The following is a 22696-nucleotide window of genomic DNA, read 5'->3' on the forward strand; positions in this document are numbered from 1 at the left end:
GGAGCCGCCCGCCGGCGGGCGACGGCGGTGCCCGATTCTTGACGGGACCGACGCTAACCGAATGTTCGGTCGGTCGACAAGGTGGCGAAAACCGTGACGCGGGTCACGGGAGGCCGGCCGTGTGCGGTGCGCCGCTCCCGTGTCACGGCAGCAGCGCCGCCGCGAGCATCCGGGCGAGCCACTGCCGGTACTCGGACGCGGTCCAGCCGCGCTCGCGCGTCAGACGTTCGTGGACCTGAGGAGAGGTCAGCAGCCAGCAGGAGTCCGCCGCCAGGACCGGATCCAGGCCGGGACGCAGCATCCCGGCCGCCGCGAGGTGGTCGGTGAACGCTCCGGTGCCTGCCAGCCGCTCCCGGTCGGTGACGGCGGCCAGCTCGGCCAGCTCCGGATCGGCGGCGGACAGGACGGCGGTCAGCGGGGCCAGGCGCTCATGGACGCCCGCCACGAATCGCGCGTAACCGGCGAGTTTCACCACCGGGTCGGTCTGCGCGAGTACGGCACGCAGCTCCGGCCGGGCGTGCATGGGCACCGGTTCGTCGTCCTGCGCCAGGGTGGTGTCGTAGACGGCCTTGACCAGTTCCCGCTTGCCGCCGAACACCTTGTACACCGTCGGTACGGAGACGCCCGCGCGCCGGGCGACGGCCTGGACCGAGGTGGCCCGGTAGCCGTCCCGCAGCAGCGACTCCCGGCAGGCGTCCAGGATCGCGGCGCGGTTGCGCGCCGCCGCCTGCCGTCCGCTGCTGTCGGCCCTCCTGTCCTGAGCGCTCTCGCACCGGGAGCCGGGCCGGTCGGCCGGTCCGGATCGGCGGACCGGTCGTGGTGCGGCCAGGCGGTCCGTCCCCGCACATGTGCTCCCCGTGGATCCGTTGAACGAGCGGTCGTGCCCGCCCGGCTGTTCGACGCCGGCCCCGCCGACGGACGCGCCCCGCACCGCAGGTGGACGCGCGGACGCGGACCGGACGTGGCGGGCGGGGACCGACCGGACCCGCAAGGGGGAGCGGCGGACGGGGATATGCTCCAGCGTCGCACCGCTGATCGACAAGAAGCGGCCGGATCCGGCACGGGAGTCCGCGAGGAATCCACGAGAGATCAGCGGGAATCCGCGAGGAACCAGCGAGAGGAGTCATGGCAATGACCTTCGACGTGGCAACGGTACGTGCGGCCTACCCCGCGCTCGCCGACGGAACGGCCTATCTCGACGGCGCGGCGGGCACCCAGGTGCCGGCCGTGGTCATCGACGCGATCACCGCCGCGTACCGGACCGGGATCGGAAACGCGGGCGGCTCCTTCGCCGCCAGCCGGTACTCGGGAGAGATCGTCGCGGAGTGCCGCCGTGCCGTCGCCGATCTGGTCGGCGGAGTCCCGGAGGGCATCGTGCTGGGACAGAACACCACCTCGCTCGTCTACCGCTTCTCCCAGACCCTCGCCGCCACCTGGCGGCCCGGTGACGAGATCGTGGTCTCCCGGCTCGACCACGACGCGAACATCCGCCCGTGGATACAGGCCGCGGCCCGCGCGGGCGCGGTCGTACGGTGGGCCGAGGCCGACCCGGCGACGGGCGAGCTGCCGGTGGAGCAGTACGACACGCTGCTCGGCGAACGCACCCGGCTGGTGGCGGTGACGGCGGCCAGCAACATCCTCGGCACCCGACCCGATGTCGTGGCCATCACCGCCAAGGCACACGCGGTCGGCGCCCTGACCTTCGTCGACGGGGTGCACGCCACCCCGCACGGCCCGGTCGACGCCCGCGCGCTGGGTGCGGATTTCTACGCCACCAGCGCCTACAAGTGGTCGGGCCCGCACATCGGCGCGGTCGCCGCGGACCCGGAGCTGCTCGGCACACTGCGTCCGGACCGGCTGGCCTGCTCGCCCGGCACCGTGCCGCTGCGCTTCGAGACCGGGACACCGCCCTTCGCGGATCTGGCCGGGGTGACCGCCGCCGTCGACCATCTGGCCGGCCTGGCCGGACCCGGAGAGGGCGGCCGGCGCGAGCGGCTGCTCGTCTCCATGGGCGCGGTGGAGTCGGCCGAGCGTGAGCTGTTCGGGGTGATGCTGCGCGGGCTGGAGGAACTGCCCGGCGTCACACTCCACGGAAGGCCCGCGCGGCGCACCGCGACCGCCTACTTCCGGGTGGCGGGACACACGCCGGGGGAGGTCGCCGAACATCTCGCGTCCCGTCGGGTCAATGTGTGGGACGGCCACTGCTACGCCTGGGAGCTGACCGAGGCCCTGGGGCTGCGGGAGACCGGCGGCGCGGTCCGTGCCGGGCTCGTGCACTACAACGACCGCTCCGACGTCGACCGGCTGCTGGAGGCAGTGGCGGAACTGACCCCCTGACGGCGACCGCCGAGGGGGATTGTCAGTGGCGGGTGCGATGCTGCTCGCCATGGACGAACTGCTGCGGCGACGACGGGTGTACGGCGCCGACCACGACGATCCGGACCCGGGACCCCGGCCCGGCCATGTCTACCGGGAGCTGGTCGCCGGGCCGCTGGACGGTCTGCTGCTGGATGTCACCGGCTGGACCGACCGGCGGCTCGCCGGGGGTGCCGCGCTGGACACCGAGATAGGCTCCTACGGCCCCGGCGGCCATGCCCTGTACGGGCCCAGGCCCGCCGACCCGGAGCGCTGGGACTGGCAGGGCGACACGCCCTGACCGGCCCCGGTGTCTGGGCGCGGTCGGCGGGCCGGTCCGACTGGTGGGCCGGTCCAAGTCCGCTGCCGGCCGGCCGGGCGGGTCAGCAGGGGCGGCGCCAGGCGTCGAGATCGAGGTTCTTGCGCATGGACGAGAACCCCAGACGGCGGCTCTGCGCGCAGAAGTCCTCGGTGGACAGCGCGTATTCGACATGGAGGACGGCCTTCCCGGCCCGCACGAAGGGGGTGAGCAGCGTGCACTCGTCGTACTGGGCGCACTCCTCGTTCACGGCGAAGTCGAAGGTGTCCACGAGCGCGGGCACCTGCGGCAGATCGTTCTTGAGTCCGACCGACATACCTCGCTGGTGCGCGATCCGGGCGATCATACGGTTGTAGGCGAGCTGATGGGCGGCGCGGAGCGGGAATCCGGTGTCGTTGAGATAGCCGTCGAGCAGATCGGGTTCGACCGCGTCGAACCCCTTCGCCCGGCACATGTCGAAGCGCTTCTCCATCAGCGGCCTCAGGAGGTCGAGGCGCCGGATGTCGAGCCAGCGCTCGCCGTCCCAGCCGTTGGGCCGACCACGGACGGAGGCCGGGAAGGCGTCGCTGTCCGGACGGAAGTCCTCCCAGGCACCGGCGTTGATGTAGCAGATGACCCTCCGCCCGTCCCGGTGGAGACGGGCGACATCGGCGGCGGTGTTCTCGAAACCGTCGATGTCGTACACGGGCACGTCGGCCCCGGGATCCACCCGGCCGTCGAGCTGCCACTGCCAGGCGGTGCCCGGCCGGGGTGCCCAGCGCCCGGCGGGAGCGGGCTTCCCGGACGCCGTGCCCTTCCCCGGGCCGGTCGCCGAGCAGCCCGTCATCAGCGGGAGCAGCGCGAGGGCAGCCACGAGGACGGCGAGGGGCGCGAGGAGCGCGCGCGGTCGGCGCCGGGCGCGGCGGAACGGCCGGGCGAGGGGCGGACGCGTCATGGCGCCTTCCGCAACAGGGCGAACGGCGGCGCCGCCCATGGGTTGGGCAGCTCGCCCGCGACCGGGCAGGAGACGGCCGCGCCACGCTCCAGCGCGGTACGTACGGCGAGCCCGGTCAGCGCGGGCGGTACGCCGTACACGAGATGGCAGAACCGCTCGGACGGATGGCGGGAGGTCCAGCGCGGGCGGACGAAGGGAGACAGATAGGTCGTCCAGTGCCCTTCGAAGGTGACGATCAGGTCGGCGATCCGGGCATAGCCGCGGGCCGGATGAACACCCGGGTTGAGTACGACCGTGGCCGCTCCCCGGCGCCGTGCGGCACGGACCAGACGGCGGCAGCGGCGCAGTTCGGCGGCCCCGGCCGGCGCGCGGTCGAGGAAGCAGCCGTCGACGTCGTACCACTCACGGTGGCGGTCGAGATCGTCCCGTACGGCGGTGCCCGGCCGCTTCCCGTAGGCGAGATCGACATAACCGAGGACGCGGATGCCCGCGTCGCGCAGCGCACGCGCGGCGGAGACGAAGGCGGGATCGGAGGAACGGCCGGGGCCGTCACCGGGGTTGAGCACGACGCCGTAGACACGGTCGGCCTCCGAGGTCAGCAGCCGCCAGGCGGCCGGATCCTCGACGGGATGGATGTAGAGCGGTACGAGCAGGCTCATCGGACACGGTCCCCGGCCGGTGCCTGCGCCTGCACTGGTACCGCCGTCGGTGCCGGTGCGGACTCCGGCTCGGTGCGCGCCGAGGCCCACAGATCGCTCAGGGACTCCGCCAGCCCGTAGCGGGGGACCCAGCCGAGCGCGCTCGCGGCGGCGGTGATGTCCGAGCACTGCCAGGACACGTCGGAGGAGCGCGGGGAGCCGTCCCGGCTCTCCTCGATCCTGCCCCGGAAGTCCGCCGCCCGTGCCAGGCCGTGCACCAGCTCACGGACCGGCAGGGCCCGCCCCCCGCCGATGTTCAGTACGGGAGGCAGCGGGCCCGGCGCGGTGGTGGCCAGGACGACCGCACGGGCGATGTCCCGTACGTCCACGAAGTCGCGGTAGGCCGACAGATCGCCGAGACGCACGACGGCGTCCGGGTCCTCCCCGGGCCGTCCGGCCCCCCGGAGCTGCTGGACGAGACGGCCGGGCAGCCCGGCCGCCGGCGCGCCGGGCCCGACCGGGTTGCCCACGCGCAGGACGACGGAGTCCAGCCCGGACGCGGTGACGGCGACGGTGCCCGCGAGCTTGGTGGCACCGTAGGGACCGGCCGGCCGGGTGGCGGCGCTCTCGGTGACCCGCTCGCCCCGGGCGGTCGGACCGTACTCGGCGGCGGATCCGAGATGGACCAGCCGCGCCTGGGGAGCCGCCTCGCGCAGAGCGGCGCAGAGCACGGCGGGCCCCCTGGCGTTGACCTCGGCGAGTGTCACGGCGTCCCCGCCGACGGCTCCGGCGCAGTTGACGACCGCGTCGGGTGCGAAGGAGGCGATCATGTCCGCCAGTTGACGGGAGCCGATGGTGGCGAGGTCGATGGCCAGGCCCGCGGCCGGGCCCCGGCCGCCGCCGAGCAGCCGCGCGCCGGGCAGGGCGCGAAGCTGTTCGGCGGCGTGTCCGCCCAGGTATCCGGTGAGGCCCAGGACGAGGATGCGCATGAGGTGCTCAGGCTCCCTTGAGCAGAAGGGACTGGTAGGTGGTGAACTCGGCGTTGGCGCGGTCGTAGTCGTCGGGGCGGCCGATGTCGAGCCAGTATCCGTCGAACTCGTAGGCATGCGGGGGATTGCTCGATCTGAGCAGATCGAGGACGAGTTCGTCGAAGCCGAGCGGCAGCCCCGGGGTGTAGGCGTCGAGAGTCGACCGGCTCAGCCCGTACGCGCCCATCGAGACCCGGTAGTCCACGCTCGGCTTCTCGGTGAAACCGATGACCCGCCCGGCGTCCGTGGTCAGCACACCGAAGTCGATGTGCACCTTGCGCGCGTAGGTGGTGATCGTCAACGGCGCGCCGGAATCGCGGTGGCGCAGCAGCACATCGCGGTAGTCGAGATCGGTGAGGATGTCGCCGTTCATCACAAGAAAGGTCTCGGGCAGCCGGTCCCGCATGGTCAGGAGCGGGCCCAGGGTGCCCAGCGGGCTCTCCTCGGTGGAGTAGTCGATCCGGAGCCCCCAGCGGGAGCCGCTGCCCACATAGGCACGGATGATCTCTCCCAGATGGCCGATGGCGAGGGTGCAACTGGTGAATCCCGCGGCGGCGAGCTGACGGAGCACGATCTCCAGGATGGCGTGCTGATCGCCGATCGGTACAAGAGGTTTGGGCAGCGCCGTGGTGTACGGGCGTAACCGGACGCCCTTGCCACCGGCGAGGATCACTGCGTGCATGGGATGTCTCCCTGTCTGTGGACCGGTCGGCGGAGGCCGCCGGTGACGAGATCGGGTGCCGTGATCGAGGTGGAGCGCGGATCAGATGTGGTAGACACCGGCCTTGTAGCGGGCGAGATTCGCCGGATCGCGGAAGAAGTCGGCCGTACGGGCCAGCCCGCTCTCCAGGTTGTGCTCCGGTGCCCAGCCGGTGGCCGTGCGCAGCCGGCCGGCGTCCGCGACCAGGCGCATCACCTCGGAGTCGGCGGGACGGATACGCTGCTCGTCCTCCCGTACGGTCAGTTCGGCGTCCATCACCTTGCCGATCAGCCGGACCAGATCACCGATGGAGATCTCGTCCCCCGTCCCCGCGTTGAAGGTCCGGCCCACGACGGTGGAGGCCGGAGCGGTCCCCACGGCGAGAAAGGCGCGGACGGTGTCGGAGACGAAGGTGAAGTCGCGGGTGGGCCGCAGGTCCCCGAGGGTGACGGTCCGTGAACCGGCGGCGACCTGGCCGATGACCGTGGGGATCACGGCCCGCATGGACTGGCGCGGGCCGTAGGTGTTGAACGGGCGCAGCACGACCACCGGAGTGCCGAAACTGGCGTGGTAGCTGTCCGCGAGCCGGTCGCCGCCCGCCTTGGACGCCGCGTACGGCGACTGGGTGTGGATGGGATGGTCCTCGGTGATGGGCACGGTGCGCGCGGTGCCGTAGGTCTCGCTGGTGGAGGTGTGCACCAGCCGCGGAGTGCCCAGGGCGCGGACCGTCTCCAGCACATTGAGGGTGCCGGTCACATTGGTGTCCACGTAACTGTGCGGTGCCTGGTACGAGTAGGGGATCGCGATGAGCGCGGCCAGGTGGTAGACCGTCTCGGCGCCCTCGGCCAGGGCCCGGACGGATCCCGGGTCACGGACGTCCCCGAGCACGATCTCGACCTGGTCGAGCACATCGGACGGAACGCTGTCCAGCCAGCCGTACGAGGAGAAGGAGTTGTACTGCACCATGGCCCGGACCCGGTGTCCGGACGCCACGAGTGCCTCGGTCAGATGCGAGCCGATGAAGCCCTCGGCTCCGGTGACGGCTACGAGCGGTACGGATGTCAACGGGTGTCTCCTCGGTTTGTCTGCGGGTGGTCGTGGATGGATGGTCAGGGACGTGTGGCCGTGCGGGGACCGGTGGTGATCACCGGTGGCCCGGGTCGGACACGGGGCGGGCGGCGGCGGGCCTGCCGGGTGCGGCGGCGGGCGGCAGCCGCGCGGGCGCGTCGGGCGCGTCGGTCGGGTCAGGCGTGCGCCGTCGGTCTGCCCAGCAGCCACAGCACGCAGCCGGCGAGTACGGCCGCCGCGGCGCCGCAGGACAGTGCGAGCGTCAGGGGCCCCGGTGGCCCGTGCAGCAGGTGCACGGCGGTGAGGCCCGCCGCCACCGTGCAGCAGATCGCCGCCGGTAGCCGGCCGATACCGAACGCCTGGAGCAGCAGAGCCGTCCACAGCGTCGCTCCCAGCGCGGCCAGCGGCAGAGGATCGGCGCCGGTCAGCAGCGCTCCCGGGATCAGCGGCAGCACATAGGCCACCAGACAGACCGTCAGGACGGCGGTCTGGCGCAGCCGGAAGGCACGGGGGGTCGTGGTGGCGCGCAGGGCCGCCACCGAGAGCCCGCGGTAGCGGTACAGCAGCCATTCCGCCGGGCCCATGCTCACGGTCAGGACGACCACCGCGAGCGTGTGGCCGCGCCCCACGGACAGCACCAGCACTCCGGCCGCCAGACCGAACAGACCGTACGGCAGGGAGGCCGCCGGAGGAGGCCGCCGCCCTTCGGGCCCCGGCGGCACCTTGAGCGTTCCCCGTACGGCATGGCCCGCCGCCCCGACGGCCAGCGCCAGGGTGAGCAGGGGAAGCGCGGTGCGCGGCAGCGGACCGGGCTCCCACCAGGGCAGCGCCGCCGCCCCCGCGGCCACCGGAACGAGCGCGGCCAGCAGGACGCGTTCCCTGCCGAGCACCAGCAGGACGCCCGCCGCCGCGAGATAGCAGGACTGCGCCACGGCGAAGAGCGCCGCGGGACCGGGCCCGGCGACGGCGGCTCCCACCGCCGACGCCAGCAGCGCTCCCGCCGGTGCGCCGGCGAGCAGCGTCCGGCCGGCCTCGTGCCGGCCGGCCACGAGCCGCAGATGGGTACGGTGCCCGAGGCCCTGGCCCCACGCCCAGGAGAGCAGCGCGGCGGCGATCAGCCCCTGGGTCTCCCGTCCGCCCTGCCACAGCGGAGGAACCAGCAGGTAGGCCAGGGCCGGCAGGGCGAACAGCGCGCCGCGCAGGGCGCACCGCACATGGTCGGGCGCCCAGGGATCGGGCGGTGGTGGCGGTTCCGGGAAGCTGCGGGGCACCTTGCGGAACAGGTCCTCGGCGAGCGAGAACAGATCCGGATGCCCGTACTGACCCTGTATCCGCTCACTGGTCAGCCCTTCGGACTCCAGCAGCGCGGCCACTTCGTACGCGTGCACGGCGGGCCCTATCCGTTCGGCCAGTTCGGCCGCCAGCCGGTCCACGGGATCGTCGGTCCGCGAGCGCCGCCCGACATGGCCGGTACGGGGCAGCCGCAGCGTGAGCGTCGTGTCGTTCGGTCTGCGAGCCGTGTCCTTCGCCAGCCTCAGGGAGAGGGTGTCGTCCTGTCCGTCGCCCGGTTCCAGGGATATCGGGCCGCTCATCCCGCCATTCCCCCGAGGTCGGCGACGGCCGGATGCCCGGCCGGAGCGAGGTCCGCCGCCCTCGCCGCGCGGGGGAACCCGACGGCGGGCATCCGCGGGGACACCTCCGCGGGCAGCTCCCGGTCGGCGGTCCACGGCTGGGTGGAGGCGGAGGTGCCGAGCGCCGACAGCTCCATATAGATGGCCCGGAAGGTGTCCACCGTCTGTCTCAGCGTGAACTGCTCGATCACGCGCAGCCGTGCCGCCTCGCCCATCGCCGCCCGCCGGGGCGGATCGGCCAGCAGCTCCAGCGCCGCCGCCGCCATGGCGGCGGGCTCGCGCGGCGGGACCACCAGACCGGTCGGTCCCACCGCCTCGCGCACGCCGCCGACATCGGTGGAGACGGTGGCCCGTCCGCACGACATCGCCTCTATCAGGGTGAAGGGAAAGCCCTCGCTGATGCTGGAGAGCATCACCACATTGCCCGCCGCGTAGGCGTCCTTGATGTCGTCGACCCGCCCCTCGAAGGTGACCGCGTCGCCGTGGCCGAGGGAGGCGGCGAGCTCCTCGCACCGCTCCCGGTAGGCCTCGCCGCCGCGCGGAGTGCCGCCGAAGAGCCGCAGCCGCGCCTCGGGCAGCTCCGCGCGGACCTGCGCGAACGCCCGTATCAGGGTCTCCAGGTCCTTGATCGGATCGACACGTCCCGCCCAGCTCAGGGTCGGCAGCGCCGGTTCGGGACCGGCGGGCGGGAAGGCCGCGGGATCGACTCCGTTGTAGACGGTACGGATCAGCCGCGGATCTGCTCCGCCCTGTTCCTCCCAGACCCGGTTGTAGCGGTTCCCGGGGGTGATCAGGGCGGCCCTGCGGTACGTCTCCTCCGCCAGCAGCCGGAAGAAGCCCAGCAGCACCGCCTTGACGGGCCAGCGGTAAGGAGCGGTCCGGTAGCCGAGATAGCGCTCCCGCAGATAGACGCCGTGCTCCGTCAGCAGCAGCGGGACACCGTGGAGTTCGGCCGCGGCCAGGCCCGGCAGCACGGCGACACCGCCGCTGACCGCGTGGCTCACGCCCCGCTCCGGCGGACGGGCGGCGAACGGGCGCAGCGCGTGCTCCAGGAGCCCGGTGGCGGTGACCGCGTCGTACAGGGTCGGGCGGGCCTCGCGTACGGCCAGTCCCGGCCGGTTCCACACGGCGGTCAGTATCCGCACCGCGCGGTTGTCGCGCAGGGCGGGGCTGAGCGTCCCGTTCTGCGCGGCGCGCGCCATCTCGTAGAGGGCGGGGGCGAAGCCGCTCTCGGCGGCCGGATCCAGCAGCGCCGTCAGGAACCGTTCGTACGCGGCCATCAGCCGGCGCAGCGCGCGGCCGCGCGGCAGGACCCCGTCGGGGGCGGGCCCCCACATCGGGACCGAGTCCAGCCCGGTCACCTGCGGGGGCAGCTCCCACACGGCGCTCTCGCGGCCGGTTCCGGTGACGGCGACCACATGGAACTCCATGTCGGGCATACCGCCGACGAGCTGGTCGCACCAGACGCTCACGCCGCCGTGACTGTGGGGATAGGTGCCTTCGGTGAGGAGGGTGACACGTGCCGCGCCGGGACGCGGCGCGAGGTGACGCAGGGGCATGGAGGTGCTCCACGGCGAGAAGAGTGCGGGGGCGTCACGGGTCCTGCCGGCCGAGCGGCGGGCAGGACCCGGTGCCGGGAAGAAGGCGCCGCGATCAGCGCTCGATGCCGAGCCGCACGGGCCGCAGGACACCGGCGGGTACCGGCGCGTGCGGCGCGGTCCGCAGTGGCGGCTCCTCAGCGCGGCGCACGGTCCGTCCGGCGGGGCCGGCTCCGCCGGCGAGGGCGTCCGAAGGACCGGCGTGGGCCGGTACGAGAGCCTGCGGCAGCGTGAGCGTGACACCGGTCTGGCCGGCCGCCCGCGAGACCCAGCCGGAGACGGTTCCCGCGTACGGCTGCCCGAAGCCCGTGGTCCCCGCCGGGAGGTTCTGTACCGTCCCCGCCGGCATGGTGGCCGGGACGGCCGTGCCCTCCGGCGCCTGCACGGTCACGGCGGAGCCGATCCGGTAGCCGGTGACGGCGCCGCTCCTGACGGCGCTGTTCCAGACGGTCCGCTCGCGCAGCTCCTCGCCGATGTCGCTCATCCGCAGGTTCACCAGCGGCGTGTTGTCGGCGTGGAGCGCCGTGTACCGGTCCAGGACCGCGTCCAGGACCGGGTATCCGATCCGGTCCTCGGCGAGATTGGACTGGTGCACGAAGTGCGGACGCGGGTCGTTGGCGAGGACATGCCCGAGGGCGATGTTCGTCTCCAGCGGCACGATGTGGTCGGTGTAGCCGGTGGCGGTGTCCAGCGGCGCGGGCAGGCAGGTGGTGTTGGCGAGGTCTTCGCACAGACCGCTGCCGCCCTGCGCCCGGCTGGTGTAGATCCAGTTGTACTCGTCGACCTGCTCGGACGTCCGGCCCGCGTTGTAGAAGATGTTGATCGGGTACCGGGCCACGGTGAGGGCGGGACCGACGCCGCGCTGTCCCGGGTCACGGGAGTTGTCGGAGGCGAGCCATGCGATGCCGTTGTCGGCCAGCGCGGGAGCGAGATTCGGGTTGTCGTCGGGCTGCTGCGGGAGAACCTTCAGCCCGGAGTGCTCACCGGTCACCAACTCGTCGCTCCGCAGCGGGAGTCCGGCCCGCTCGCCCCACTGCCGGTTCTCGGATATCTGCCGGGAGATCTCGGTACGGCTGACATAGCGCGTGCTGCCGTCGGCGTTGGTGGCGCACTTCCACGGGACGACGGTGACGTTCTGCTCGCAGCCGAGGAACGCGTGGTCGTAGGTGTGGTTGAGCCAGCGGAAGTCGGCACGCCTGGCCAGGAATTCGTCGGCGACCGGATCGGCTCCGCCGTTGTCCTCGCGGTGCTGGTCGCTGCCCCCGCCGTTGTACGCGAGATCGAGCGCGAAGCCGCGCCGGCGCGACCAGTCGGCGGCGTCGCGCACGTCGTCGACCGACATCCGGATGGCGCTCTGGGTGCCCTGGCCCGGCGGGCAGTCCACATCGCCGGGAGTGCAGTTGAGCAGCGGGTCCCAGCGGTCGTCGGAGCCGAAGACGTCGTCCACGTGGACGGCGAAGTAGTTCCGGGACCGGCCGAGGCGTATCTCCTCGGTCATCCAGTCGACGATGCCCCGGGCGAGCAGCCTGAACTGCTGCTGGTACTGGTTGTATACAAAGGTGACCACCAGTTCCCGGCGGCCGTCGTGGCGGTACTCACCGACGAGCGAGCCCCGGGCGGTGGAGCCGGGTATCGGCGCGTCCACATAGGTGGTGAAGTCGGCGCCGGCCCGCGGCCGGGAGAGGTAGGCGTAACTCTCCCCGACGTCCGGCGCGTTGTCCTCGAAGGGCACCTCGCCGTCGAGATAGCCGAACGGGCCCGCGCTGCCCGCGGGGGTCACCCTGGCCCGTACACCGTCCACGGAACCGCTGTAGCCGCCGCTGGTGGGGACTTCGAGACCCGCCTGGGGCCGTGCGTAGGTGTACGCGTCGACCTGCGGGATCGCGTACGTCCGCTCATAGGCGACGAGGGCGGCCATCTCGGGCGAGCCGGCGCTGAACGGGTTGTCGTTGGGCAGGACCACGGCCTGGAACTTCGCCCGTGGCCGGCCGTCCACCGTATCGGCCAGGAAGGCCGGTCCGATCACCGGCCGGTCGGAGCGGCCCAGGTCCACCAGGGTGTACGGCGTACCGGCGGTGTCCAGTTCGGCGGCGATGGCGGCCGTGGCCGGACCGCCGTCGGTCACCACCAGGACGCGCAGATCGATTCGGGGCGCCGGTTCGTCGGCGAGTGCCGGCGCCGCGGGTAACGCGAGCGCGAGCAGCAGCGCTCCGGTGGTCAGTGCGGTCGTGCGAATGCTCCGCTTCATGCGGTCGAATCCCTCCCCGGCGGGTCCGGTCGGCTCTCCCGACCGCCGGACCCCGGCCCCCAGCGCGGCGCCGGCCCTCGTACGGAGGACCGGCGCCGCGCACTGATGTCTCATATGGTGATGGGTGCGTGCGGGTTCCGTGCGCCGGTTGTGAAACATGACGGAAAAACGAGGGCGATCCCGGCGTCTCCTGCCGCTCGTCGCCGACGGGCCCGGCATGTCCGTGATCGCCATTTGCCGCGCCCTGTCCGTACGGCACAACGGAAAACGGGATATGGACGGCCCGCCGTGTCCTGTCCCCGCGCGCCGGTGGTCCGTTCCGTCTCCGGTCGTCTCATTCGGCGCGATTGCGGCCCTGTCGGCGCCCGTTGAGTTGCCCGGGCGTCCCGGGGCCAGCAGAGTGGACAGGGCGGAGCGGTCCCGTCCGCGCCACGCGGTCCCGCACGCGGTGCGGTGCCGCCGGGCGGGTGAACCAGGGAGACGGCGATGGCACGACGAGAAGATCTTCCGGCACCGTCACAGGGGCTGGTCCTGACGCACTTCCTCACCGTGCGCGATGTCGGCGTTTCGAGCCGGTTCTACGCGGACGTCCTCGGCGGCGAGGTGGTGCTCGCCGAGAATCCCGCGATCGTGAAGGTGGCCAACGGCTGGATCATCATGAACCCGGGCGGCGGGCCCACCCCGGACAAGCCCGATGTGATCCTCACTCCGCCCGCTCCCGGTGACCCCGTCTCGTCGTTCCTGAACGTACGGGTCGCCGATCTGGCCGCCTTCTACGAGCAGGCCACCGCGAAGGGCGCGCACTTCCTGACCGAGCCGGTCGACCGCAAGGCGGAACTGCGCTGCTATCTGCGTGATCCGGACGGATATCTGATCGAGGTGGGCCAGGCCACCGGGATCCTTCACGGTGTCTTCGCCGATCGCCCGCCGGCCGACTCGGGCTCCGGCTCCGGCGACGGCGGCAGACCGCGTCGGATCGGCTCCGCCCGCCCTGCCGGTGGCGACCGGACCACCGGACTGACCGGACTACCGGACGCGCCGGTAGCTGCTGCCGTCCTTGGGCCGGACCAGCAGGCCCGCCACGACGAGATACCGGCGCAGCGCGGAACAGTCCTCGTGGACCGTCAGCAGTGCCTCGTTCACCTCGCGCTCGCTGTAGGTCCGGTCCCGCTCGAACAGCGTCTCCGTGAGATGCGTGAGCAACTGCTCCCGGCGGGCCGCCTTGCGCGGGATCGCCGTCAGCCGCCCGCGGGAGAAGAGGGCGGCCACGCCCTGTGCACCGCTGGATCCATGGTCGGACATGCCGGGAAGCCTGTCAGCCCGTCGGCCGGCGGGCAACGCGTTTTCAGGCGCGGCGCTCCGGGGCGGGCAGGACTCGAAGCCAGTCGACCAGCAGCCGGCTGGTCTCGTCGGCGCGCTCCTGCTGGATCCAGTGCCCGCAGCCTTCGAGGACATGGGAGGAGACGAGCCCGGGAAGATTCGTGGGACCGGCCTTGACGGCGTCGGCCATCCAGGTCAGGGAGGCGTCGAGGGCGCCGCCGAGGAACAGCGAGGGCTGGCTGATCGGTGCCCCGTCCCACGCGGCGAGATCCTCCCAGTCCCGGTCGACATTGCGGTAGCGGTTGAGCGCGCCGGTCAGCCCGGTCCGTTCGAACTCGCCCGCGTAGAAGTCGAGGTCGGCCTCGCCGAGCCAGGACGGCAGGGTGTCCCCGGTGAAGCGGTCGGAGAGCTTCGCGCCCCGGGGGACGAAGAAGAGGCTGTCCTCGCCGGCCGCCGGCATCGTGTCCGCCGAGAGCCCGGCGTAGAACCCGGCCAGCCAGGCGCGGACATCGGGTTCGATCTCGGCCTCCGCCCGGCCGGGCCGCTGGAAGTAGCTGACGTAGAACTCCTCGTCGCCACCGATCAGGGAGAAGCCGTCGGTGGGCCGGAATCCGCTCCGCGGGGCGTAGGGAACACTGAGGAGTCCCACGGCGGTGAAGGTCTCCGGCCTGAGCAGCGCGCTGTTGGCGGCGATGGCCGAGCCCCAGTCGTGGCCCACGACCACCGCGGTCTCCTCGCCCAGCGCCCGTACGACGGCCACGTTGTCCTCGACGTGCTCGACCATCCGGTACGCCTCCACCTCGGCGGGCTTCGACGAACGCCCGTAACCGCGTACATCGACGGCCACCGCGCGGAAACCCGCCGCGGCGATCGCCGGGAGCTGGTGGCGCCAGGAGTACCAGGACTCGGGAAACCCGTGCACCAGGAGGACCAGCGGGCCGGTGCCCTGCTCCACCAGATGGATACGGCCGCCGGGCGTGGGCACCAGCCGGTGGCGCACATCCCGGTCGGGAGCGGATGACGGACGGCTGTGCTGGGGCATGGTTCCTCCTGATGCCTCTCACCGCGGAACGGGTCTCCCGCGATCATGCGGGGCACCCACGACGAGCGCGAATTTCGTTGCCGGTCCGGCAAACCCCGTCTTTGCGTTGCGGAAACCCTGGCAACGAACCGGGCAGTCAGCGCAAAAATCCAACGAGTGCACGCACTTGGGCGGCAAGGAGACGAAATCAGTTCGCATGAACCTTGTGGAACGGGCTGCGCGGGTCCTACTGTCACCTCACCTCATGGCGTCCGCTCCGCCGAGCGGCACAGGCGTTCACACTCCCGACAGAAACGAGCATTCCGATGTCATGGAGCATCACAGGAGTCGCGGCGAGACGGTCCGGCAGACCACCGCGCGGCACCGCCAGGGCCGTCGTCGCCGTGATCGCGGTCGTCCTCGGTCTCAGCGTGCCGGCCGGTGGTACGGCCCTCGCCGGCACGAGCTCCGGCGGTGTGCCGGCCGTGTCCGCCGCGTCTGCCCCCGCCGTGACACGCGCCGCCCTCGATCCGTCGCTCGTCGCGGGCAGAGGCGCGCGCGTCGGCTTCGTCGAGCAGGAGGCGGAGAACGCCACGACGAACGGCACCGTCATCGGCCCGGACCGTACGGCGTACACGCTGCCGGCCGAGGCGTCGGGCCGTAAGGCGGTCAAGCTGACACCGGGCCGGCACGTCGAGTTCACCCTGCCGAGCGCGGCCGACGCGATCACCGTGCGGTACAGCATTCCGGACGCCCCCGACGGCGGCGGCATCACCGCACCGCTCGATGTCGCGGTGAACGGCAAGAAGCGCTCCACCATGACCCTGACGTCGCAGTACGCGTGGCTCTACAACCAGTATCCGTTCTCGAACGACCCGAACGCCGGTCTGCTGCACCCCGACTGGTGGATCACCGAGTGCTCGTGTGTGCCGAGCGCCACGACCCCGGCCCCGGTGATCGACAAACCCTTCCGGCCCAACCACTTCTACGACGAGCAGCGTCTGCTGCTCGGTGCGAAGTACCGCGCCGGTGACAAGGTGCGGCTCACGGTGCCCGCCGGCAGCGGGGCCGCGTGGACGGTGATCGATCTGCTCGACTCGGAGCTCGTCGGTCAGCCGCGTGTGGAGCTCCTCGCCGCGAACGTCCTCGCTTTCGGCGCCGATCCGTCCGGCCGGCGTGACTCCGCCGGCGCGATCGACGCGGCGATCGCCTTCGCGAAGCGCAAGCATCTCAAGGTGTACATACCGCCGGGCACCTACCAGGTGAACCGTCACATCATCGTCGACGACGTCACGATCGTGGGCGCGGGCAGTTGGTACACCATCATCAAGGGCCGTCAGGTGGAGCTGAGCACACCGGCCCCGGACGGCTCGGTGCACACCGGTGTCGGCTTCTACGGCAAGGACGCGGCGGACGGCGGCAGTACCGATGTCCATCTGTCCGGCTTCGCGATCGAGGGCGACGTCCGTGAGCGCATCGACACCGACCAGGTGAACGGTGTCGGCGGGGCGATGAGCGACTCCACCGTCGACGGCCTCTACATCCGCCACACCAAGGTCGGTCTCTGGTTCGACGGACCGATGTCGAATCTGCGGATCACCAACAATGTGATCGTGGACCAGATCGCCGACGGTCTCAACTTCCACACCGGGGTGACGGATTCGGTGGTGTCGGACAACTTCGTCCGCAACTCGGGCGACGACGGTCTCGCCATGTGGTCGGAGAAGACCGCCAACGCGGGCAACACGTTCGACCACAACACCGTGCAGACGCCGGTGCTCGCCAATGGCATCGCCGTCTACGGCGGCAAGGACAACACCGTCTCCAACAACCTCATCGCCGACCCGATCAGGGAGGGCAGCGCCATCCAGGTCGGATCGCGCTTCGGCGCGGAGGCGTTCACCGGACATCTGCGGATCACCGACAACACCACGGTCCGCGCCGGAACGTACGAGCTGAACTGGAACATCGGCCTGGGCGCCATCTGGTTCTACGCGCTGGAGAAGAACATCGACGCCGACATCCAGGTCACCGGGGACCACTTCCTCGACAACACCTACAACGCGATCATGCTGGTCAGCGACTGGCCGGTGAAGGACCTGTACTCGATCACCAACGTCCACTTCAAGGACATCAAGGTCGACGGCACGGGCACCTCGGTGGTCAGCGCGCGGGTGGCGGGCTCGGCGTCCTTCCAGAACGTGGACGCCCGCAATGTCGGTGCGGTCGGTGTCAACAACTGCGGATCGTTCAACTTCACACCAGCGGGCTCGGAGTTCTCGCTGACCGACCTCGGCGGCAACGACGGCGGCGGCACCACCGGCGCCTGGCTCGCCCCGTGGGAACTGCCGAACACCATCACCTGCGACGACAGGCCGCCGGTGGTCGTCCCGCCGGCGCCGTCCACCTGGTGACATCCCTCTGAGCGCACGGGAGCGGCAGCCGGCCGATCCGGCTGCCGCCCGCCGTCCGGCCGGACGCGTGACGTGTCCGGCCGGCGAGTGCTGTGTCAGGGGTAGTTGCTGAGTTCGATCAGATTGCCGTCCGGGTCCCGCAGATACACGCTGATGATCGCTCCGCCGGCGCCCGTGCGTTCGACCGGACCCTCCTCCACCGGCACGCCGTGCGCGGCGAGTTCCTCCCGTACGCGATCGAGGGGATCGCCGACGATCAGACAGAGGTCCGCGCTGCCCGGTACGGGCCGCAGAGCCTTCGGCTCGAACTCGGCTCCGGCCCGATGGAGATTGATCTTGCTCCGGCCGAAGGCGAGAGCACGCCGCCCGCCGGCGAAGGTGACCGGTGTCATGCCGAGAACACGTGCGTAGAAGTCGACCGTGGTGTCGATGTCGGCCACCGTCAGCACGAGGTGGTCGAGCCGGTCGATACGCATCGGATCCCTCCCCGTCCTGGGGCCTCCCGGGTGGATCCGGCCGGATCCCCGGTCGGAAGACCCCGGACCGTCCAGCCTACGCCCGGCCGGACCCTGTCGACCCGGTTCGAGCCGGTCAGCCCAGTTCGAGGCTGGTGATGCCGTACAGGCCCGGCAGATCCATCTCCGGGACCGGGCCGGTGTACATCCGCGCGGCCTCGAAGGTGGGTTTCAGCCCGAGCCGCTCCGCGAGCTCCAGCGACGGCTTGTTCCGGTCGGGGATGTCGATCGCCACGGGCTGCCCGGGTAGGGCCGAGGCGAGCCCGTCCACCAGCGCCGCCGCGACGCGCGGCGACGCGGCGTACAGCGGGCCGATCCGTGCCGCTCCGGCGCAGGGACGGACGGCCGCGAAACCGTGCAGCTCGCCGTCCCGCACCGCGACGAGGCCGGTGCGGTCCGGCAGGCTGATCCACGAGGCGAGGAAGGCGTCACGCCGTGCGGGGAAGAACCGGCGGTCGTAGGCGGCCAGCCGGTCGAAGGGAACCGTTCGGGCGTCCACCAGCGCGATGCCGTCCGAAGCCGCCGAAGAGCCGCAGCCCGACGGCACGCCCTCGTAGCGGATGTTGTTCCACGCCCGGCGGAACCCGGATCGGCGGTAGTTCTCCTGCTGGTCTACCACCCCGTCGAGACCCACGGTGCGGCCGGCCAGCCGCGCCATTCCCGCCCGCCAGATCCGGATCCCGTAGCCCTGTCCACGTGCCCGCGGCCGGGTGATGTAGAAACCGATGAAGCCGAAATCCGCTCCGTAGCGCACGGCGGAGAGGGAGGCGACGGCCTCACCGTTCAGCCGCCCGACGAGGAACCCGTACGGATCGGCCGCGAAGAACGCGTGTGTGTCGGATCTGCCCGGATTCCATCCCTCGTCGTCCGCCCAGCCGCGCAGCCGCGCGATGTCGTCCGCGTTCGCCGTCGCGATGTCGAATGTCACTGCCACTGCCGACCTCCACTGTCACAGCCGGACTCCAAGCTGCCTCACGCGGGCGGCCCTGTCAGGAAGGCCCGCCGTAGGCGAGTTCGCTGGCCAGGAGCGCCGCTCCGACGACTCCGGCGCGCGGGCCGAGTTCGGACATCACGATCGGCAGATTGCCCGTGGCCAGCGGCAGCGAGCGTTTGTAGACGACGCTGCGGATCTCGGCGAGCAGGACATAGCCGAGCCCCGACAGACCGCCGCCGATCACTATCATCGACGGATTCATGAAGCTGACCAGGGTGGCGAGGACCTGGCCGACGCGGTGGCCGCCGGCCCGGATGAGATTGACGGAGGCGTTGTCGCCGCCCGTGGCGCATTCGGCCACGTCCACGGCGGTCAGTGTGCCCTGCGCGGCGAGCCGGTCGGCGAGGGCCGGGGACTGGCCGGAGCGAGCCGCCTCCAGAGCGTCGCGGGCCAGCGCGACTCCGCCGAAATACGCCTCCAGACAGCCGGTGTTGCCACAGGAGCAGACGGGCCCGTCGGCCTCGACCTGGATATGCCCGATGTCCCCGGCGCAGCCCTCCGCGCCCCGGTATATCCGGCCGTGGTGCTGCATTCCGGAGCCGATCCCGCTGCCGATCTTCACGAAGAGCAGGTGGTCGACGGATCTGGCCACTCCGCTGTGGGCCTCGCCGAGGGCCATCACATTGACGTCGTTGTCGACGACCACCGGACAGCCGTGCTCGCGCGCGAGCGTGTCACGCACGGGATAGCGGTTCCAGCCCACCATGATCGGCGGCGAGACCGGTACACCGTTGCGGAAGCTGACCGGTCCCGGCAGGCCGATACCGATCGCGTCGAGACGGGTGTAGTGACCCTGGGCGCGCAGCTTGTGCAGGAGTTCGCTGACGCGGTCCAGCACGGCGACCGGCCCCGAGCGGATGTCGGCGGCCTCGGAGAAGGCGGCCACGGGGTGCAGGCCGCCGTCCGTGATCTCGACGTCGATCGAGCTGGCGCCGAGATCGACGGCGGCGAAGCGGAGGCCGGGATCGAGCTGGACGAGGGTGGAGCGACGGCCGCCGCGCGAGGCCGCCGGGCCCGCCTCCAGGACCATCCCCGTGGCGACCATGCGGTCGAGTTCGGCGAGCAGCCGGGGGCGTGGTACTTCCATTCTGTCCGACAACTGGGCCCGGGACAGTGGGCCGTTGTCGCGCAGCATGCTCAATACACGGTACTGAACGCTCACGGGCTCCACTTCCTCAAGGCACCGCCGGGCCGCCGGGCCGGCGGCTGCCGACTGTGGTCAACGGATTACTGTTCGATCGTATGAAACTTTCGATCGTTCCGCCAAAAGTTGTCCGAAGCGCTGCCCCCTCTTTCGGGACAGCGCTTCGGACAGGGCTTCGGAGAAGGTCAGTCGGTGAGATCTCCCTTCACGGCCCGAGCGTCCCGCGCGAGGGCCGCGCGCGCCGCCGCGTCGTTCACCAGGGCGGTGTCGGCCGCCGAGGTGGCGAACGATTCCAGCACCGCCGCCGCCTGGCTGATCCGCCCGGCCGCGGCATGGGCCCGCGCCTGGTCGAGCCGGACCGTCAGCCGCTGCTGGCCCTGCGCGGTGATCAGGCCGTCGGCGCGCAGCTGCGGGAGCAGCGCGTCGAGATCGGCGAAGGACGTGCCGGTGGTGAAGTGCACGGTCCTCGTCGTCGTGTTGCCCGCCCGGTCCTGGGCCGTGACCTTGAGGTCATGGCCTCCCAGCGGCAGCCTCCAGAGCTGTACGGGCTGACCCGGGGTGACCGCCGCCCCGTCCAGGGTGGTGGTGGCGGTGGCTCCACCGGAGACCGCGTCGGTGGCCGTGACGACCGGCGCCGGCTGCTCGGAGTCACCGTAGGTGCCGTCGGCGACCAGGCCGGTGACCGCCACCGACGGCCCGGACTTGTCGATCCGTACGGTCAGGGTGCCGACCTCGGAGACATTGCCGCCGCTGTCGGTCGCCCGGTACAGGACGGTGGTGGTGCCCTCGGTGGAGAGGGTGACGGCGGCGTTGGCCGACAGCCATGTCGTACCGCCGTTGACGGAGTACTGACGGCTGCTGACCGTGCCGTTGTCCGTGGCGGTGACGTTCAGCGACACATTGCCGGTGTACCAGCCGTTGCCGCCGTTCGGCTGGGCCGGGCTGAGCGTGGCGGTCGCCTTCGGCGGTGTCTTGTCGGCGACGCCGGGACCCTGGAAGGTCAGGGCGTCCAGATCGACACCGCCCGAGGTGGTGACATACAGCTTTCCGCTGCCGGAAGGCGCCTGGGACAGGGCCGTGGTGACGGTCTGCCAGCCGTCACCGGCCGGTACGGACACGGTCGCGAACGGGTCCGCGTCCGTGGAGTTCCAGCGCAGCGCCAGGGTGCCGGCGCCGGAGGCACGCGTCCGCACACCGGTGATGCCCGTGAAGTTGACCGGGTCGTAGGAGATCCAGTCCCCGGCGTCGAAGGACGTCACCTTGCGCTGGCCGGAGGCGGCGCTGTCGTCGGTGATCGTGACACCCTGCGCGGAGTCGTGGTGCTCGGCCTGCATCAGCGCCGGGTTGAGCACCACCTGGGCGTCACCGGTGGCCGGCGGCACACCGCCCGCGCCCTTGTCGGTGTAGGTGATGCCGAGGACGCCGAAGACGTTCTCGGTGTCACCGTGCCCGGCGTCGGTCGGTGTCACGACCGCGCCCGAGCAGCCGGTTCCGCTGTTCACCGGGTGGCCGTGCTGGTTGTGTCCGAGGCCGAAGGTCCAGGCGACCTTGGCGCAGTCGGCCACACCGCCGTCCTCGACGTCCTCGATCCTGACCGCGTACGGCACGGCGTCGCCCCAGTTGAAGAAGGAGCCGTCGGGCGGTGAGGTGATGCCGACCGTCGGGGCGGTGTTGCCCACCGTGATCTGACGGCTTGACAGTCCCGTCTTGCCCTGCGCGTCGGTGACCTTCAGCCGGGCCTGGAACTGCCCGTTCTGCGGGTAGGTACGGCTCGCAGTGGGGCCGGTGGCGTCGAAGGCGCCGTCACCGTCGAGGTCCCACTGATAGGTGAGCTGTCCGCCGTCCGGGTCACTGGAGCCGGTGGCGTCGAAGGAGACCGACAGCGGTGCCTGGCCCGAGGTGCGGTCGGCCCTGATCACCGCGGTGGGCGCCTTGTTGCCCTCGGCGTAGTCGATCCGGTAGAGACCGGCGTCGGGGTTCTGGCGGAAGAATCCGTCGCCGTAGTCCAGTACGTAGAGCGCGCCGTCCGGGCCGAACTCCAGGTCCATCGGGTTGTCCCAGGGCGGGATGCCGTTCTCGGACCGCTCGCTGTTGGGGAGGAGGTTCTCCAGCTTGGTGACCGGTCCGTCCGGTCCCGCGAGGGTGAGGGCCGCCACGTAGTCCTGGGAGAACTCGCCGAGGAGCGCCTTGCCGTCCCAGTACTCGGGGAATTTGCCCGGCGAGGGGTTGTCCGCGTCGTAGTGGTAGACCGGACCGCCCATCGGCGCCTGGCCGCCCGGACCGCCGGGGCCGCGGAACGCGGTCAGCTCGGGCCAGGGCTGGTCGGTGTCGCGGTCTCCGTACCAGAGCGTGGCCGCGGTGGCCGGCGGCAGCTCGGACAGACCGGTGTTCCAGCGCGAGTCGTTGACCGGCTTGGCGCAGTCGAAGGCCGGGCCGGGCGTGAGCGTCGCGAAGTCGAAGTCCCGGTAGGGCTTGGTGTTGTCACCCGTGCAGAACGGCCAGCCGCTGTTCAGGGCCTTGGTCGTGGTCTGCCATTCGACATATCCCATGGGACCGCGGTTCGGATCGGCCGTGCCCGCGTCGGGGCCGTAGTCGCCCCACATCACGGCGCCGGTCGCCTGGTCCACCGCCAGCCGGAAGGGATTGCGCAGGCCCATCACGAAGATCTCGGGACGCGTCCTGGCCGTGCCGACCGGGAACAGGTTTCCGTCCGGGACGGTGTAGCTGCCGTCGTCCTCGACATGGATACGGAGGATCTTGCCGCGCAGG

18 protein-coding genes and 1 pseudogene are annotated in these 22696 nt (G+C 71.6%); 4 read left to right on the top strand and 15 right to left on the bottom strand.

The features are described 5' to 3' along the window. Positions 1-142: 142 nt before the first annotated feature. The gene (locus BFF77_RS06965; protein ID WP_245703293.1) at positions 143-931 is read right to left on the bottom strand and encodes a TetR/AcrR family transcriptional regulator; all 789 of its coding nucleotides are present in this window, start codon (positions 929-931) and stop codon (positions 143-145) included. 200 nt (positions 932-1131) lie between these two features. On the opposite strand from BFF77_RS06965, the gene BFF77_RS06970 reads away from it, so the two are divergent. Together BFF77_RS06970 and BFF77_RS06975 are read left to right on the top strand one after the other, a co-directional pair. Further along, complete coding sequence (locus tag BFF77_RS06970) at positions 1132-2337, top strand: cysteine desulfurase-like protein (protein ID WP_066944986.1); 1206 nt, start codon at positions 1132-1134, stop codon at positions 2335-2337. 49 nt (positions 2338-2386) lie between these two features. Further along, positions 2387-2656 carry a hypothetical protein gene (locus tag BFF77_RS06975; RefSeq protein WP_066945025.1) on the top strand — a complete coding sequence of 90 codons (270 nt, stop codon included), beginning with the start codon at positions 2387-2389 and terminating at the stop codon, positions 2654-2656. A gap of 82 nt (positions 2657-2738) precedes the next feature. On the opposite strand, the gene BFF77_RS06980 is transcribed toward BFF77_RS06975, so the two are convergent. From BFF77_RS06980 to BFF77_RS07015, 8 genes are all read right to left on the bottom strand, one after another. Then, the gene (locus BFF77_RS06980; protein WP_079124898.1) at positions 2739-3608 is read right to left on the bottom strand and encodes an endo alpha-1,4 polygalactosaminidase; all 870 of its coding nucleotides are present in this window, start codon (positions 3606-3608) and stop codon (positions 2739-2741) included. Continuing rightward, the gene (locus BFF77_RS06985) at positions 3605-4267 is read right to left on the bottom strand and encodes a spherulation-specific family 4 protein (protein ID WP_066944988.1); all 663 of its coding nucleotides are present in this window, start codon (positions 4265-4267) and stop codon (positions 3605-3607) included. The genes BFF77_RS06980 and BFF77_RS06985 overlap by 4 nt, the downstream gene beginning before the upstream one ends. Beyond that, positions 4264-5235, bottom strand: a complete 972-nt coding sequence (locus BFF77_RS06990) for an NAD-dependent epimerase/dehydratase family protein (RefSeq protein WP_066944991.1) — start codon at positions 5233-5235, stop codon at positions 4264-4266. Before BFF77_RS06990 ends, BFF77_RS06985 begins: the two co-directional genes overlap by 4 nt. A gap of 7 nt (positions 5236-5242) precedes the next feature. After that, positions 5243-5956, bottom strand: a complete 714-nt coding sequence (locus tag BFF77_RS06995) for a nucleotidyltransferase family protein (protein WP_066944993.1) — start codon at positions 5954-5956, stop codon at positions 5243-5245. A gap of 81 nt (positions 5957-6037) precedes the next feature. Beyond that, positions 6038-7039 carry an SDR family NAD(P)-dependent oxidoreductase gene (locus tag BFF77_RS07000; protein WP_066944995.1) on the bottom strand — a complete coding sequence of 334 codons (1002 nt, stop codon included), beginning with the start codon at positions 7037-7039 and terminating at the stop codon, positions 6038-6040. Between the two features lie 179 nt (positions 7040-7218). Next, complete coding sequence (locus BFF77_RS07005; protein ID WP_066944998.1) at positions 7219-8634, bottom strand: hypothetical protein; 1416 nt, start codon at positions 8632-8634, stop codon at positions 7219-7221. After that, a complete protein-coding gene (gene pelF / locus BFF77_RS07010) occupies positions 8631-10232 on the bottom strand; it encodes a GT4 family glycosyltransferase PelF (protein WP_079124899.1) in 1602 nt (533 codons plus the stop codon). The genes BFF77_RS07005 and pelF overlap by 4 nt, the downstream gene beginning before the upstream one ends. 94 nt (positions 10233-10326) lie before the next feature. Beyond that, positions 10327-12519, bottom strand: coding sequence for a hypothetical protein (locus BFF77_RS07015; RefSeq protein WP_066945029.1), 2193 nt, complete (start codon positions 12517-12519; stop codon positions 10327-10329). A 486-nt stretch (positions 12520-13005) separates the two neighbouring features. On the opposite strand from BFF77_RS07015, the pseudogene BFF77_RS32875 reads away from it, so the two are divergent. Further along, positions 13006-13461, top strand: a pseudogene (locus BFF77_RS32875) (VOC family protein); the annotation flags it as partial. An 84-nt stretch (positions 13462-13545) separates the two neighbouring features. Here the strand turns inward: BFF77_RS32875 and BFF77_RS07025 are convergent. Both BFF77_RS07025 and BFF77_RS07030 read right to left on the bottom strand, forming a co-directional pair. Continuing rightward, positions 13546-13821: a DUF2087 domain-containing protein gene (locus BFF77_RS07025; RefSeq protein ID WP_066945002.1), complete on the bottom strand. Its 276-nt coding sequence runs from the start codon at positions 13819-13821 to the stop codon at positions 13546-13548. A 43-nt stretch (positions 13822-13864) separates the two neighbouring features. Then, positions 13865-14881: an alpha/beta fold hydrolase gene (locus BFF77_RS07030; protein ID WP_066945006.1), complete on the bottom strand. Its 1017-nt coding sequence runs from the start codon at positions 14879-14881 to the stop codon at positions 13865-13867. A gap of 305 nt (positions 14882-15186) precedes the next feature. Here BFF77_RS07030 and BFF77_RS07035 point away from each other — a divergent pair, with 305 nt between their 5' ends. Continuing rightward, positions 15187-17274 (top strand): glycosyl hydrolase family 28-related protein, encoded by a 2088-nt coding sequence (locus tag BFF77_RS07035; protein ID WP_066945010.1) that lies wholly within the window; start codon positions 15187-15189, stop codon positions 17272-17274. 95 nt (positions 17275-17369) lie between these two features. Here the strand turns inward: BFF77_RS07035 and BFF77_RS07040 are convergent, their stop codons facing one another. The 4 genes from BFF77_RS07040 to BFF77_RS07055 form a co-directional block, all read right to left on the bottom strand. After that, a complete protein-coding gene (locus tag BFF77_RS07040) occupies positions 17370-17750 on the bottom strand; it encodes a VOC family protein (RefSeq protein ID WP_066945013.1) in 381 nt (126 codons plus the stop codon). A 115-nt stretch (positions 17751-17865) separates the two neighbouring features. After that, complete coding sequence (locus BFF77_RS07045; protein WP_107422094.1) at positions 17866-18723, bottom strand: GNAT family N-acetyltransferase; 858 nt, start codon at positions 18721-18723, stop codon at positions 17866-17868. A 55-nt stretch (positions 18724-18778) separates the two neighbouring features. After that, on the bottom strand, positions 18779-19918 hold the full coding sequence (locus BFF77_RS07050) for an ROK family protein (protein ID WP_066945018.1): 1140 nt from the start codon (positions 19916-19918) through the stop codon (positions 18779-18781). A gap of 194 nt (positions 19919-20112) precedes the next feature. Beyond that, positions 20113-22696 (bottom strand): OmpL47-type beta-barrel domain-containing protein (locus BFF77_RS07055; RefSeq protein ID WP_066945020.1); only part of this gene is annotated, 2584 nt, incomplete at its 5' end.

It is taken from the genome of Streptomyces lushanensis (assembly GCF_001700515.1).
Classification (GTDB): Bacteria; Actinomycetota; Actinomycetes; order Streptomycetales; family Streptomycetaceae; genus Streptomyces; species Streptomyces lushanensis.

Bases quoted from the DNA above. Each gene is read 5' to 3' on its own strand.
- BFF77_RS06970 (WP_066944986.1), top strand. From the start codon at position 1,132: ATGACCTTCGACGTGGCAACGGTACGTGCGGCCTACCCCGCGCTCGCC.
- BFF77_RS06975 (WP_066945025.1), top strand. From the start codon at position 2,387: ATGGACGAACTGCTGCGGCGACGACGGGTGTACGGCGCCGACCACGAC.
- BFF77_RS06980 (WP_079124898.1), bottom strand. From the start codon at position 3,608: ATGACGCGTCCGCCCCTCGCCCGGCCGTTCCGCCGCGCCCGGCGCCGA.
- BFF77_RS06985 (WP_066944988.1), bottom strand. From the start codon at position 4,267: ATGAGCCTGCTCGTACCGCTCTACATCCATCCCGTCGAGGATCCGGCC.
- BFF77_RS06990 (WP_066944991.1), bottom strand. From the start codon at position 5,235: ATGCGCATCCTCGTCCTGGGCCTCACCGGATACCTGGGCGGACACGCC.
- BFF77_RS06995 (WP_066944993.1), bottom strand. From the start codon at position 5,956: ATGCACGCAGTGATCCTCGCCGGTGGCAAGGGCGTCCGGTTACGCCCG.
- BFF77_RS07005 (WP_066944998.1), bottom strand. From the start codon at position 8,634: ATGAGCGGCCCGATATCCCTGGAACCGGGCGACGGACAGGACGACACC.
- pelF (WP_079124899.1), bottom strand. From the start codon at position 10,232: ATGCCCCTGCGTCACCTCGCGCCGCGTCCCGGCGCGGCACGTGTCACC.
- BFF77_RS07015 (WP_066945029.1), bottom strand. From the start codon at position 12,519: ATGAAGCGGAGCATTCGCACGACCGCACTGACCACCGGAGCGCTGCTG.
- BFF77_RS07025 (WP_066945002.1), bottom strand. From the start codon at position 13,821: ATGTCCGACCATGGATCCAGCGGTGCACAGGGCGTGGCCGCCCTCTTC.
- BFF77_RS07030 (WP_066945006.1), bottom strand. From the start codon at position 14,881: ATGCCCCAGCACAGCCGTCCGTCATCCGCTCCCGACCGGGATGTGCGC.
- BFF77_RS07035 (WP_066945010.1), top strand. From the start codon at position 15,187: ATGTCATGGAGCATCACAGGAGTCGCGGCGAGACGGTCCGGCAGACCA.
- BFF77_RS07040 (WP_066945013.1), bottom strand. From the start codon at position 17,750: ATGCGTATCGACCGGCTCGACCACCTCGTGCTGACGGTGGCCGACATC.
- BFF77_RS07050 (WP_066945018.1), bottom strand. From the start codon at position 19,918: ATGCTGCGCGACAACGGCCCACTGTCCCGGGCCCAGTTGTCGGACAGA.